Source organism: Spirosoma horti, from assembly GCF_054776595.1.
Window position 1 is genome coordinate 500,214 of sequence record NZ_BAAHBQ010000004.1, and the last position, 13,245, is coordinate 513,458.

11 protein-coding genes are annotated in these 13,245 nt (G+C 49.6%); 7 read left to right on the forward strand and 4 right to left on the reverse strand.

Annotation, left to right across the window (positions count from 1 at the left end; genetic code table 11):
* Positions 1-65 precede the first annotated feature (65 nt).
* Together ACYVAM_RS13740 and ACYVAM_RS13745 are read left to right on the forward strand one after the other, a co-directional pair.
* Positions 66-2,468 (forward strand): TonB-dependent receptor, encoded by a 2,403-nt coding sequence (locus ACYVAM_RS13740; protein ID WP_461067843.1) that lies wholly within the window; start codon positions 66-68, stop codon positions 2,466-2,468.
* Positions 2,468-3,424, forward strand: a complete 957-nt coding sequence (locus tag ACYVAM_RS13745; protein ID WP_461067845.1) for a DUF4249 domain-containing protein — start codon at positions 2,468-2,470, stop codon at positions 3,422-3,424. Before ACYVAM_RS13740 ends, ACYVAM_RS13745 begins: the two co-directional genes overlap by 1 nt.
* A gap of 68 nt (positions 3,425-3,492) precedes the next feature.
* Here the strand turns inward: ACYVAM_RS13745 and ACYVAM_RS13750 are convergent, their stop codons facing one another.
* Positions 3,493-4,596 carry a chorismate mutase gene (locus ACYVAM_RS13750; RefSeq protein ID WP_461067847.1) on the reverse strand — a complete coding sequence of 368 codons (1,104 nt, stop codon included), beginning with the start codon at positions 4,594-4,596 and terminating at the stop codon, positions 3,493-3,495.
* 273 nt (positions 4,597-4,869) lie between these two features.
* On the opposite strand from ACYVAM_RS13750, the gene ACYVAM_RS13755 reads away from it, so the two are divergent.
* Together ACYVAM_RS13755 and ACYVAM_RS13760 are read left to right on the forward strand one after the other, a co-directional pair.
* Entirely contained in the window at positions 4,870-6,087 is a 1,218-nt protein-coding gene (locus ACYVAM_RS13755; RefSeq protein WP_461067849.1) for a proline dehydrogenase family protein, read from the forward strand.
* 62 nt (positions 6,088-6,149) lie between these two features.
* A complete protein-coding gene (locus ACYVAM_RS13760) occupies positions 6,150-6,923 on the forward strand; it encodes a lipoprotein signal peptidase (RefSeq protein ID WP_461067851.1) in 774 nt (257 codons plus the stop codon).
* Between the two features lie 153 nt (positions 6,924-7,076).
* Here ACYVAM_RS13760 and ACYVAM_RS13765 read toward each other — a convergent pair whose 3' ends face one another.
* Positions 7,077-7,961 carry an OmpA family protein gene (locus ACYVAM_RS13765; protein WP_461067853.1) on the reverse strand — a complete coding sequence of 295 codons (885 nt, stop codon included), beginning with the start codon at positions 7,959-7,961 and terminating at the stop codon, positions 7,077-7,079.
* Positions 7,962-8,216: 255 nt separating this feature from the next.
* Here ACYVAM_RS13765 and ACYVAM_RS13770 point away from each other — a divergent pair, with 255 nt between their 5' ends.
* On the forward strand, positions 8,217-9,338 hold the full coding sequence (locus ACYVAM_RS13770) for a lactonase family protein (protein WP_461067855.1): 1,122 nt from the start codon (positions 8,217-8,219) through the stop codon (positions 9,336-9,338).
* 77 nt (positions 9,339-9,415) lie between these two features.
* Positions 9,416-10,012 (forward strand): 3-keto-disaccharide hydrolase, encoded by a 597-nt coding sequence (locus ACYVAM_RS13775; RefSeq protein WP_461067857.1) that lies wholly within the window; start codon positions 9,416-9,418, stop codon positions 10,010-10,012.
* A 102-nt stretch (positions 10,013-10,114) separates the two neighbouring features.
* Here ACYVAM_RS13775 and ACYVAM_RS13780 read toward each other — a convergent pair whose 3' ends face one another.
* The gene (locus tag ACYVAM_RS13780) at positions 10,115-11,218 is read right to left on the reverse strand and encodes an SMP-30/gluconolactonase/LRE family protein (protein ID WP_461067859.1); all 1,104 of its coding nucleotides are present in this window, start codon (positions 11,216-11,218) and stop codon (positions 10,115-10,117) included.
* A 142-nt stretch (positions 11,219-11,360) separates the two neighbouring features.
* Between ACYVAM_RS13780 and ACYVAM_RS13785 the strand changes: the two genes are divergently transcribed.
* Complete coding sequence (locus tag ACYVAM_RS13785; RefSeq protein WP_461067861.1) at positions 11,361-12,200, forward strand: 3-keto-disaccharide hydrolase; 840 nt, start codon at positions 11,361-11,363, stop codon at positions 12,198-12,200.
* A gap of 419 nt (positions 12,201-12,619) precedes the next feature.
* Here ACYVAM_RS13785 and ACYVAM_RS13790 read toward each other — a convergent pair whose 3' ends face one another.
* Positions 12,620-13,105 carry a VOC family protein gene (locus ACYVAM_RS13790; RefSeq protein WP_461067863.1) on the reverse strand — a complete coding sequence of 162 codons (486 nt, stop codon included), beginning with the start codon at positions 13,103-13,105 and terminating at the stop codon, positions 12,620-12,622.
* Positions 13,106-13,245: the final 140 nt, after the last annotated feature.

Consider the following 13,245-nt stretch of genomic DNA (forward strand, 5'->3'; position numbering starts at 1 on the left):
ACCCAGCTAAAGTGGGCTATTCCTTTACTAAGCTCCCTCCGTAGTCGTCACTGCCAATCTCTGTTATGCCCAACTATTTACCCGGCTTTCTACTAGTACTCCTGTCGATCAGCCTGTTGAAAGCACAAACGCCCAACGGACGCTTTACGATCAGTGGCTATGTGCATGAAACGGGTAGTCAGGAAGCGCTGATCGGAGTGAATGTATACCTTCCCGGTACAACAACCGGTACCACCACAAATACGTACGGATTTTATTCGTTAACGATCCCTGCGCAGGACAGTCTTCAACTGGCTTATTCCTTCGTGGGCTACGACATCGTGAGCCGAACCATTAGCCTGCGAACCAATCAGACGCTCAATATATCGCTGACGCCCGGTCGGGCCTTGACGGAGGTCGATGTAAAAGCCGGACGCCTGACCACTAAAGTTAGTGAGAGTGCTCAGATGAGTTCCATTGATATACCGGTTAGCCAGATCAAAAAAATACCGGCTTTTCTGGGCGAGAAAGACGTTTTGAAAGTACTCCAGCTGATGCCGGGCGTACAAAAGGGATCGGAAGGCCAAACGGGCATTTATGTCCGGGGGGGCGGCCCCGACCAGAACCTCATTATTCTGGATGATGCTGTCGTCTACAACGCCAACCATTTATTTGGCTTCTTTTCGGTTTTCAACGGTGATGCGATCAAGAGTGTCGAGCTCATCAAAGGCGGTTTCCCGGCGCGGTATGGCGGTCGTCTTTCGTCGGTTATCGATCTGAACATGAAAGAGGGCAACCGCGAAAAACTGCATGGCGAAGGCGGTATTGGCCTGATTGCGTCCCGACTTCTGCTCGAAGGACCATTGACGAAAAACAAGAAGGCATCCTTTCTTATATCGGCTCGGCGGACATATCTGGATATTCTGGCCGCTCCCCTGATCCGGGCACAATCGGGCGGCACGCTGACGGCAGGCTATTATTTCTATGACCTTAATGCCAAAGCCAACTACGACTTTGGACCCAAAAACAAACTCTATTTAAGCACCTACTTTGGCCGCGACCGGTTTTACGCGAACGACACCGACGAAAGCACTAATACCGGATTGAGTTGGGGCAACGCAACGGCTACGCTTCGCTGGAACCACTTGTTCAATCAAAAGCTGTTTTCGAATCTATCCCTGATTTTCAGCGACTATAAATTCCAGATCTCATCGGTCGAGAAAAGTACCCAGGGAACGGATACATATTCGCTTTTCTATAATTCGGGGATTCGGGATTTCTCCCTGAAATACGACGTAGACTATTACCCGACTCCTCGACACTCGGTACGGATGGGGTTGCAAAGCACCTACCATCGCTTTACGCCCAGCGCCGTGGTCTTGCAAAACGCGGGTATCAATCAGTCAATCAACAATGTCGATAACATCGATGTGCTCGAATCGGGCATTTATGCGGAGGATACCTGGCGTCCGTCCAGCCGGTTGCGCCTGAATGGAGGACTGCGGCTAAGTTATTTTCAGCAACAGAAGGCGCAGTATGTCAGGCCGGAACCGCGTTTGTCGGCGGCTCTCACCATCAGGCCAGACCTGTCCCTCAAGGCTTCTTATGCTTTGATGAACCAGTACGTTCATCTGCTGTCCAATACAGGCATCGGTCTCCCCACCGATTTATGGGTACCGACGACCGATATTGTCAAGCCGCAACAGTCGCAGCAGGTAGCTATTGGCCTTGCCAAAGACTTCGTCGACAAAGGCGTAACCCTCACCGTAGAAGGTTACTATAAGGCGATGAACAACATCATCAATTACAAGGAAGGCGCCAGTTTTCTGCTGATCAACGATCCCACCTCGGCCAACAGCGTGCGCTGGGAAGACAACGTAACGGCAGGCCGGGGCTGGTCGTATGGTGCCGAGATCCTGCTCCAAAAAAAAGTAGGCCGTTTCTCCGGCTGGGTAGGTTATACGCTCTCGTGGACACAGTGGCAATTTGCCGAACTCAACGGTGGACGGCCCTATTACCCACGCTACGACCGTCGGCACGACATTTCGCTGGTCGGTATTTACGAACTCAATAAGCGAATTACAGTATCGGCGACCTGGGTGTATGGCACCGGCAACGCCCTTACCGTACCTGTGGGTCGTTTTGGTACGTATCGGGCCAATAACACGCTGGTGTATGGAGGTGATGCTGGCATCAATCAAACGCTTTTTCAAAATGCCCGAACGTCAGACGACTATGGCTTACAGAAGAATAGTTTTCGGGCTGAACCCTACCATCGTTTCGACGTTGGCATTCAGTTTCATAAACAGAAAAAGCACCACGAACGTACCTGGGAGGTTAGTTTTTATAATCTTTATAACCGTCGGAATCCGTTTTTCTATCGACTCGAATCCGTGTCAGCTACGGCGACCGTTCCTGCCAGAACAGCTTTGTTCCGTTATTCGGTCTTCCCCATTGTCCCGGCAATCAGCTATAACATCAAATTCTGATGCACTCCCCTACTCAACTCCGTTCTGTGATCAACACGCTGGCTAGTTGCCTGGCCGTAGCATGGCTCCTGGTTGGTTGCGGCAGCCTACGCAATGAAGTCGACCCCAGCCAGTTGGGATCAGCATCGCCTAAACTGGTGATCAATGGTTATTTATCCCCTCAGGATACAGTGTTAGCCATAAAATTAACCCGCTCCAACACTGTGGTAGGCGATAGCCTTAGCCTGTTACAAACGGGAAACGACATTACCGACGCTACCGTGACGCTATCTGACGGCAATAAGTTAGTCCGGTTGCAGTATACCAGTACGCATCCAACCGATTCAACAAAGCAGTCCTATTACGGCGCAAGCGCTCGGCTATTACCCATCATAGCGGGTCGGACCTACACACTTTCTGTCATAACGGCCAATGGTCAGCGGGCCAGCAGCACCTGTACCATACCGGTTCCGATCAAACCAATGTCCATAACCTTCGACTCATTGACCCAAAATCAGAGCCGCTCACTGGTTCGCCGGTATTTTATCAAGACCCTCTGGACGGACCCTGCCGGTCAGCCTAATTATTACCAGCTAGCCGGTTATTTCCGCTATCTAAGCAAACTGGATCAGCTTGGCAACTTTCCCCTGACCTACGACGATGACAATCGGGGCCTGCTCTCCGATGAAGGTTTAGATGGCACAGTACTGCTTTCAGGCCGTTCTTTTCTGACATCGACCACGTTCTCGACAAACGAATCGACCAGTTTTTACGGGCAATACCGAAAAGCATCGGTCGCCGTCAACCTGATGAGTGTTGAGCGGACCTATTATCAATTTCAGACAGCCGTAATCCGGCAGCGACGCGTGCGTAACAATCCCTTCGCCGAGCCCGTCCTGATCCCGAGCAACATCGAGGGTGGACTGGGCTGCTTTGCCGGTTATAATAACTCAGTCACTACGTTTACTTTAAAATAAAACAGCCCCGATTTCGGGAAGAAATCGGGGCTGTATATCGAGGCTAACGTATCGTTAGCTACTGTTTTCTATACGTCCTGCGCTGCGCTATGGATGATCTCGGTCTGTTTCCGAATCGACTCCATATGGATGATCTTGTAGATCTCTTCCACTAACTCAGGATACAGGTTCAATTTTTTACCCAGTTCGGTACGCGTTTTCAGAATCTCCTTCCAGCGATCTGGTTGGAATAACGTAACGTTGTTGTCCCGCTTGTATTCAGCCAGACGCTCAACGAGAGCCATACGGGCACCCAGCATTTCAACAATCTGCCGATCGACATTGTCGATATTACGACGCGACTGCTCGACAAAGCTCTGGAACTCCAGATTCTGCGACTCCACCTGCCGGATTTGCAGGTGATCGAGCATGTCACCAAAAGCGGCCGGAGTCAACTGCTGCGCGGCATCACTCCAGGCTTTATCCGGATCAATGTGCGATTCAACGATCAGACCATCGTAGTTCAGGTCCATGGCCATCTGAGCCAACTCGTTCAGGTAAGCCCGTTTCCCGGCCATGTGGCTAGGATCGCCGATGAGTGGTAATTGAGGGAAGATCGACTTCAGCTCAATGGCCATCTGCCACATCGGAATGTTACGGTACTTGCTGGCTTCGCCCGTGGCAAAGCCCCGGTGAATAGCACCCAGTTTCTTGATACCCGCTCCGGCCAGACGCTCGAATGCGCCAACCCAAAGGGCCAGATCCGGATTGACGGGGTTTTTCACTAGTACAGGTACATCTACTCCGCGCAGCGCATCCGCAATTTCCTGTACGTTGAATGGGTTAACCGTCGTACGGGCACCTACCCACAAAATATCAACACCATATTTCAGCGCGAGCTCGATGTGCTCGGGTGTGGCGACTTCAACCGCAAACGGCAGACCCGTTTCGGCTTTGGCGCGCTGAATCCAGGGTAAAGCGGCTTCGCCCATTCCCTCGAAACTACCCGGCCGGGTGCGGGGTTTCCAGACGCCCGCACGGATGACGTGAACCGCGTTCAGTTCTTTCAACTGACGAGCGGTCTCAACTAATTGATCTTCGGTCTCTGCGCTGCAGGGACCTGCAATGATCAGAGGTTTGCCGTTGGTATCAATCCAGGATCCAAGCGGCTCTACGGCTAATTCTACTTTCATACTAAACGCTTAATCTAAGAGTAACACTGCTACTCTATGGGGAACTTTCAATTTAATTTTGTGGTATATTTGTATGGGAATTGGCTGTTTTTCAAGCCGGTTCCTTCATTTGTCTATAACCGTTTTTAGTTTGTCGAACCAAGCCGTGTTGGCATTTTAACCGATTGACCGAAATTTCGTTATATATTTCGGTCGTGTTAGCCGACACGCACTTAAGCTATGCTAGTAGCACCGCCCAAACGGAGCACTGATATGTCAAACCGAAGTAATTTAATGCCGGAGACTGTCCAGGGCCTTACAGACTTAAAGCCGAACACACGCCCCTTATCATTTGAGGACACTTCGATTGCTTTTTCGTCCCAGTCGGATTTCAAACTCCGAAAGACCTACTGGTTATTTGCGTTGATGAATAAGGGATGGCTGGTAAATTTAGGGACTTTTTTCATAAAGATCGCCCTTCGTTTACGTCTCCCCATCAAATTCCTCATTAAAAACACTATTTTCGAACAATTTTGTGGGGGAGAGAGTATCCAGGATTCTGAAAAAACCATTCAGACCCTGCACAAAGTTCATGTAGGAACAATCCTTGACTATTCCGTTGAGGGTGAGGAAACTGAAAAAAGTTTCGATGAAACCACGCTCGAAATTCTTCGTACCATCGAGCGAGCCAGCGAATCCAACGACATTCCTTTTTCTGTGTTCAAAGTGACCGGCATTGCTTCTACGGAGCTGCTGGAAGCCATTCAAATTGGCGATTCACTGAAAAGAGACCAGAAAGCCGAATTTGACCGCGTTATGAAGCGCGTAGACACCATCTGTCAGCGAGCTCATGAACGGAATGTGCGTGTGTTTATCGACGCTGAAGAAAGCTGGATACAAGACACGATCGACACATTAGCCTACGAGATGATGGACCGCTATAACCATGAGCGTCCCATCGTTTATAACACGTACCAGATGTACCGTTGGGAAACAATGGCGCACCTTCGTCGTGATACGGCCGAGGCAAAGGCCAAAGGGTACTACCTGGGCGTGAAGCTGGTACGGGGCGCTTATCTGGAGAAAGAACGTCTCCGGGCGCATGAAGAGGAGTACCAGGATCCTATTCAGGCCACCAAAGAAGATACCGATATCGCGTTCAATGAAGCTATTGATTTCTGCCTTCAGAACCGCGAAACCATTTCCATCTGCCTAGGTACGCACAATGAGGAAAGTTGTCAGTATTGTGTGCAGCACATGAGCCAAATGGGCATCGAACCCTCCGACAGGCATATTTATTTCGCGCAGCTGCTGGGCATGAGCGACAATATCTCGTATAACCTGGCCAACGCTGGCTATAATGTTGCTAAATACGTGCCTTATGGCCCGGTTGAAGCCGTTATGCCTTATTTGTTCCGTCGGGCCGATGAGAACAAATCAATTGCCGGACAAAGCAGCCGGGAATTTACGTTAGTGAGTAATGAATTGAAGCGCCGTAAGGGCTGTAAGTAACCGAGTATTCATAGACAGCAAGGCCCCGGTTCGTCGATCGGTACCTTGCTGTATTTTTTAACATGATTCAGAAAAGCCCCTATAAATTTTTCCTGCTGACACTGCTGCTGATTGCACTCGATCAGGGCGTAAAGCTGGCGGTACATTTCTACATGGCACCCGGCTTTGCGGGTCAGATTAAAGTGGCTGGTGAATGGCTCAAGCTGCACTATGTTCTGAATCCGGGAATGGCTTTTGGAATGCAACTGGGCCATGAATACGGAAAGCTCCTGCTTAGTATTTTTCGCCTGTTTGCGATGGTTGGCATTGGGTATTACCTGGTCAACCTGGCCCATCGGGGCGCACCAAATGGATTGCTCTGGGCTATGGCCATGATTCTGGCCGGAGCTGTCGGCAATGTCATCGATAGCACTTTCTACGGTGTTTTCCTGAATAATGCGCCTTATGGCTCGCCTACGCCCTGGTTCCACGGTCAGGTAATCGACATGATTTTCGTGGACGTCTGGGAGGGTTTCATTCCCGAATGGGTGCCCGTCTGGGGTGGTCAGTATTATTCGACGCCTATCTTTAACGTGGCTGACTCCTGCATTTTTGTGGGCGTCTGTATCATTTTGTTTTTCCAGCGACGGTTCTTTGGCGAGCCGCCCATTGAAGACAGCCTTCTGCCCGTTACAGGGCCCGACGCGACCGAAGCGTCTGTTTTGCCCGCTTCTGAACTGGTGGACGAAGAACCTACAGCAAAATCCGCTGATGAAGACCGTGAAACACCAACGAATGATAACCAGCATCCAACACCGGAATCTGTTTGGCCTGAGGAACCGAAACGGTCTGAATAGTTGAATAAAGTAGCCAAAAACAAAACCTTAATCACTAGAGGTAGACTTCTGTCCCTTGAATAGCGATTGAACAACGTATAACAAAAAGCCCGTACCGGATTCCGGTACGGGCCTTTTGTTACAGAGCTTTTTCGATTGTATCGAAAAGTCTTATTATTTGCTTCCGCCTGCCTGACCACTCGACAATAAATTGAAGAACTGATCCAGTTTAGGCGTAATGATAATTTCTGTACGACGGTTCTGCTGGCGGCCCATCGCCGTGCTGTTATCATCTTTAGGCGCGAACTCCGACCGACCACCAGCTGTCAGGCGTTCAGGAGCCACGGCGAATTTAGATTGCAGCGTCCGAACAACGGACGTAGCCCGTAAGGCGCTCAAATCCCAGTTATCCTTGATAGCAGCGGTTGAAATGGGGACAGCATCTGTGTGCCCTTCAACCAGGATGTCCAGATCTTTGTGGTCATTGACCACTTTAGCTACTTTGCCTAACACGACTTCAGCTTTTGGCGTAATGTCGTAGCTACCCGACTTGAACAGCAGCTTGTCGGAGATCGATACGTAGACGACCCCTTTTTTCACTTCAACCTGAACGTCCTGATCGTTTATGTCATCCAGCGACCGCTTCAGGCTCATCACCAGGGCCAGGTTCAGGGAATCTTTCCGCTGAATGGTCGAGTTCAGATTGTTGGTGTACTTGGTCTGCTCATTGAGGGTTTCGAGCGATTTTTTGATGCTCTCAGCGCCTGACTTACTGACAATAGACAAATCTGACATCCGGTCCAGGAGGTTTGTGTTTGTCTTTTTGAGGTAATCGACCTGAGCTTGTAAATCGGTCATTTGTTTGTCTTTACCCTGCAAATCGGTGTCTTTAGCCGACAATTGCGTCCGTAGGGTGGCCGTACGTTGATCGCAGTCATTCAGGGAGGCAACAGCTTTGTCACGTGCATCCTGCAACGCTTTAATTTCGGCCATGCGCTTCTTGCTATTACAGGAGGCTAACATTGCTACGGCCGCAAAAAGAATCAATACTCGTTTCATAGTACTGGAGGAGTTAACGAAAAGTTAGGTTTAAATGATAAATGCTGAGAATGAACGGCACTAATCGTTACACAAAAGTAACGCATTCCATCCAATCGTCTTTATATCATTTTAATCTAAAACCATTCTGATTATATAATTTCTTTATCTACTACTCGATTTTTCAAAAACTGTTTATTGCCTGCTTATGTCCTATGCACCAAATCGGTAGTTTAGGGTAACTCCATACTTATTAACCGAACTCACTTATGTAGCATGAACAAATTAGTAGTATGTATGCTGGCTGGAATGAGTCTGGCAGCACAGGCCCAATCGGGTAAAGAAATCATGTATGTCGGCACTTATTCGCTTCGGGGTAGCGAGGGGATTTATGTGTTTGAATTTGATCGAAAAACAGGTTCGATGCAACCTGTTCAGTCCGTTTCAAATGCTAAAAGTCCGTCGTTTCTCGCCATTCATCCGACCGGTAAGTACCTGTATTCCGTAAACGAAGGAGCTGACAAACTAGGTGGAGTCAGTTCGTATGCGATTGATAAATCAACTGGTAAGCTGACATTTATAAACGGCCAGTCTTCGCTTGGGGCCGGTCCGTGCCATGTTAGCGTCGATCAAACGGGTAAAACTGCTTTTGTCGCCAACTATGGTGGCGGTAGCCTGGCTGTATTACCGATTAATACCGATGGTAGTCTGGCCGCTCCTACCGACAGTGTTCAGGATGCGGGGACCGGACCAAATGCAAAGCGTCAGGACAAAGCCCACGTTCACTCGGCAACGCTTGCGCCCGATAACCGCTTTGTGTATGTAGCAGACCTGACAACCGACAAGCTGAACATTTTCGATATAGATACTAAAGCAAGTATGGTCAAGCCAGCGGCCACACCCTACGTAACAGTAAAACCCGGTTCTGGTCCGCGCCATTTCACGTTTCATCCGAATGGTAAATACGCCTACCTGGTTGAAGAGTTAACCTCAACGGTAGCCGTATTCTCCAGAAATGCCAAAACTGGTGCTTTGACGCTGATTGATGACAACGTGAAGACGCTTCCTGACGGCTTTAGTGGACAAAATACGAGCGCTGATATTCACATTGATCCGTCGGGCAAGTTTCTCTATTTCTCGAATCGAGGAGCGAATACGCTGGCGATTTTTGCCATTGGCAGCAATGGGCGGCTAACAAAAGTGGGTGATCAGCCGACCGAAGGTAAAACGCCCCGCAACTTCCTGGTCGACCCAAAAGGTGATTTTGTTTTCGTAGCAAATCAGGACACAGACAACATAACGATCTTCAAACGAGACCAAAAGACGGGCAAACTAACCTATACCGGCCAATCGGTGAAGGTTCCAGCACCGGTATGTGTGCTCATGGCGGGCAATTAGAATTTTTGCCATAACGAATAACGCACTAATTTGCCTGGCGTATTACGTGCGTCCAATTTTACAAACCCCAATACTCAATGAAATACTGCATTGCACTTTGCCTAATCATGGCGGCTTTTGCCTTCACGGCACCAACCAAAACCATTAAACTGTTCAACGGTAAGGACCTGACAGGCTGGAAAATCTACGGCACCGAAAAATGGTACGTCGACAATGGTGAACTCGTTTGCGAAAGCGGTCCCGATAAAAAATACGGTTATCTGGCGACGGAGAAACATTACAAAAATTTCGACCTGACGCTGGAATTCAAACAGGAAGCCAATGGAAACAGCGGTGTATTTTTCCGCTCTACCATCGAAGGCACCAAAGTTAGTGGCTGGCAGGTAGAGGTAGCCCCACCGAATCATGATACGGGCGGCATCTACGAATCCTACGGCCGGAACTGGCTTGTCCAGATTCCCGACGAAAAAGAAAACATCCTGAAACCTACCGAGTGGAACAAGCTTCGCATCCGCGTAGAGGGCGATCACGTCCAAACCTTCCTGAATGGCACGCAGATGGTCGACTTGACCGACGAAAAGATCGGCAAAGGCGAAGGTTCTGTAGCGCTGCAAATCCACGACGGTGGTGGCATCAAAGTCCGCTGGAAGAATTTTAAATTACAGGAATTATAATTCGTCGCGTGGACGTCTGGTCCGCGAAGCCGCAGGCTGCAATCAATTATATGATTAGCCTGCGGCTTCGCGGCCTGAAAGTCGGAATGTCCCATCATCCCATTACTTGGCCAAATCAACATACGACATCGTATGCACATCGTCGGCTTTGGTATTTACGAATTTCTTTTCGGGGTTATCGTAGTCAGTGATAAATAGCCGGTTACCTTTTAACAGGACTTCGGCAGGCTGATCAATTCGCCCATCTTTACCATCGGTGTCGCCGTTCTGAACTATGGTGGCCACTTTGCCGTCGGGCAACACGCTCATAATGGCGTTCATACGCGAGTTGCAGAGGTAGATGACATTCGTTTTCCGGTCAACGATCAGGCCGTCTACGCAGGCAATCGGTTCACTTACCTTCACCACTTCTTTCGAAGCCAGTTTCCCATCGGGCTTGAGCGTTAGTTTGTAAAGTGTCCCGTCGCCAAAGGTGCCGGTAAACAGATTCCCCTTACTATCATAATCCAACCCATCGACACCGTTGTCGACACCGGTTTCGTTGACCGTTGTGGTGAAAGTGGCCAGCACGTGCGGATCCAGCGTTTTCGGCTTCAACGTAACAACTCCCTTATTCAACTCATCGAGTGTAAAGTGAAACACGGCGCTGCCCTTGTCATTATCGGGCATGTCCCATTGGCTGTCCGTCACGTAAATGGTGTTGCCTTTCCAGACCACCGCATTCGACAGACCGAAGCCCGTAACCACCGGCTCCACGCTTACGGCTTTGCCGCCCCTCATTTTAATTCGCATCAGCCGCGATTTGTAATTTTTATCATTCTCGTACTGGTTGTCGGCATAGTATAAGTTGCCATCGGGCCCAAACGCCAGATCCATCGGGCAGGCATGTTTGGTGTCGGGGTGAGCGGGTAAGCTGGTGAAGAACTGCACCGAATCGGCGGCAAATTTGACGATAACGCCGGGATAGCTGTTATGAGCCAAATTCGGAACAGACAAATAAACAGATCCATCGGGAGCCAAAGCCATCCCATCAGGGGTGTTGTACCTGGCGGGAAGTGTATAAAGCAATTTTGGCTCCCCAACGGTTGAGACTATTTCTTTAGCACTGTCCAGATCGCCTGTATCGACGCCTTTGGCATTTTCTTTCTTCTGGCAACCAGCCGCCAGACTGAGGCCAAGTAGAATTGGAATAATTAACTGTTTCATGGTTTTATGTCGAGTACGTATGTATATCTCGTCATAAACCTAATGTTCCCTTAAAAGTTGAAATAGCTTAGCGACGAGCCTAAACCGTTGCCAAACCCATACTGACATGCTTAACAGAATACCCTTTTTACCGCTGACCCCAATGAAGTTAGGTCTTCTGCCGGTTTTCGCTTTCTGGCTGATCGCTTCGTCTGCTACAGCCCAATCATCAACTAAATGGCAATCCCTGTTCAACGGAAAAGACCTTAGCGGCTGGGAAACGTATCTGGATAAACCGTATGCCAAAGACGGCGAGAACGATAAAACACCCCCGCTGGGTCTGAACAACGACCCGAACCATGTTTTTTCGGTCGTGACGGTCGATGGTAAGCCAGCCTTACGCGTTTCAGGCGAGACCTTTGGCGGCATCAACACGCTGGCCGACTACGGAAACTATCACCTCCGTATGGAATTCAAATGGGGAACGCAGAAGTGGCCGCCCAAACTCGACCGCCCCCGCGACAGTGGGTTATTGTACCACAGCGTCGGTCCGCACGGAACGCCCATGTTGTGGATGGAGTCCTTCGAATTGCAGGTGCAGGAGGGCGATTGTGGGGATTACTGGGGTGTTATGAACGTACTGGCTGACATTACCGCCCGTAAAAACGAAAAGGGCGCCTATGTGTATGACCCAAGCGCCCCACTCATAGCCTTTCAGGATAAAACACCCGTCGGACGGTCGTGCCTCAAAAACCCGGATGCCGAGAAGCCATCGGGTCAGTGGAATGTGCTGGAGTTATACTGCTTCGGTGATACCTGTGTGCACGTTATGAATGGCAAAGTCAATCTGGTCCTGACCAAAACACGGCATATTGTCAACGGTCAGGTAGAGCCACTAACAAAGGGTAAACTTCAGATTCAGTCCGAAGGAGCTGAGGTGTTCTACCGCAACATTCAACTTCGGAGCATTAGTCAGTTACCGGCGGAGTTGGTGAAGCTGTAATATCAGAGATGGCGCAAGGACCTGATGGCGCAAGGCTCCATCCTTGTGTCTAGTATTCTCCGGCCTCTGGCCGGTTTAATATAATTGACGTGAATAATGAGGTTAAGTGTGAGTGGGGTCCTTAACTCTATGGCGCATAGACTTCTTTCTTCTTACAGAAAGCCCTGTCAGGGGCGAACTGTTACTAGAAAAGCAAGTGTGAACTTTATAGAAAGCGCCATAGGTGCGACCCACTCTTGTCCATTTAGGTCGCACCTACGGCGCTTCAGACAAGACATAAGCTATACCAACTATTGACAGGCCATCCCTAGCGGATTAGCCAACCCCATTAAGCCATTACTCACGTTATAATTACTTTACACCGGCCAAAGGACGGAGAATATTAGGCACAAGGCCAGAGCCTTGCGCTATCACCGATACTATATCTCCCTTAGCAGTCCTTCCAAATCCAATGGATGCGTAAACATCTCGATGGAACCATCGGATTTTAACGGCCATTCGTCACGGGGCCGGTCCCAGTAAAGTTCAACGCCGTTGCGGTCGGGGTCGTTCAGGTAAATAGCTTCCGAAACCCCGTGATCCGACGCCCCCGTGATGGGATAATTTGCGTCGATGAGCCGTTTCAAGGCCACTGCCAGATCACGGCGTGTCGGGTATAAAATGGCGGTATGAAACAGACCGGCAGCCCGAGTTGGCGCAGGTGGAGCATCTTTACTGTACCAGGTATTCAGCCCAATATGATGATGGTAGCCACCAGCGGAAATAAACGCGGCTTCGTTTCCGTACATGGTAACGAGCGAGAAGCCAAGCAGGTCACGATAGAACGCCAGCGCCCGGTCGAGGTCGGCGACTTTCAGGTGAATATGGCCAATGCGCGTCTGGGCGGGAATGGTGTAATCAGACATGACTAAACGAGTTCAAACAAGTGGCTAATTTGGTGTATCAACACGAATCTGTCAGCTTTCGTTTTGACTGAGTCAATTAACGAAGTAACCCATCGACCAGGCCTCAAACACCTGCACCGACGAATTTCTTCGCTATAGCT

What these genes read in the sequence shown, in the direction of transcription:
- ACYVAM_RS13740 (WP_461067843.1), top strand. Translation starts at nt 66, where the DNA reads ATGCCCAACTATTTACCCGGCTTTCTACTAGTACTCCTGTCGATCAGC.
- ACYVAM_RS13745 (WP_461067845.1), top strand. Translation starts at nt 2,468, where the DNA reads ATGCACTCCCCTACTCAACTCCGTTCTGTGATCAACACGCTGGCTAGT.
- ACYVAM_RS13750 (WP_461067847.1), bottom strand. Translation starts at nt 4,596, where the DNA reads ATGAAAGTAGAATTAGCCGTAGAGCCGCTTGGATCCTGGATTGATACC.
- ACYVAM_RS13755 (WP_461067849.1), top strand. Translation starts at nt 4,870, where the DNA reads ATGCCGGAGACTGTCCAGGGCCTTACAGACTTAAAGCCGAACACACGC.
- ACYVAM_RS13760 (WP_461067851.1), top strand. Translation starts at nt 6,150, where the DNA reads ATGATTCAGAAAAGCCCCTATAAATTTTTCCTGCTGACACTGCTGCTG.
- ACYVAM_RS13765 (WP_461067853.1), bottom strand. Translation starts at nt 7,961, where the DNA reads ATGAAACGAGTATTGATTCTTTTTGCGGCCGTAGCAATGTTAGCCTCC.
- ACYVAM_RS13770 (WP_461067855.1), top strand. Translation starts at nt 8,217, where the DNA reads ATGAACAAATTAGTAGTATGTATGCTGGCTGGAATGAGTCTGGCAGCA.
- ACYVAM_RS13775 (WP_461067857.1), top strand. Translation starts at nt 9,416, where the DNA reads ATGAAATACTGCATTGCACTTTGCCTAATCATGGCGGCTTTTGCCTTC.
- ACYVAM_RS13780 (WP_461067859.1), bottom strand. Translation starts at nt 11,218, where the DNA reads ATGAAACAGTTAATTATTCCAATTCTACTTGGCCTCAGTCTGGCGGCT.
- ACYVAM_RS13785 (WP_461067861.1), top strand. Translation starts at nt 11,361, where the DNA reads ATGAAGTTAGGTCTTCTGCCGGTTTTCGCTTTCTGGCTGATCGCTTCG.
- ACYVAM_RS13790 (WP_461067863.1), bottom strand. Translation starts at nt 13,105, where the DNA reads ATGTCTGATTACACCATTCCCGCCCAGACGCGCATTGGCCATATTCAC.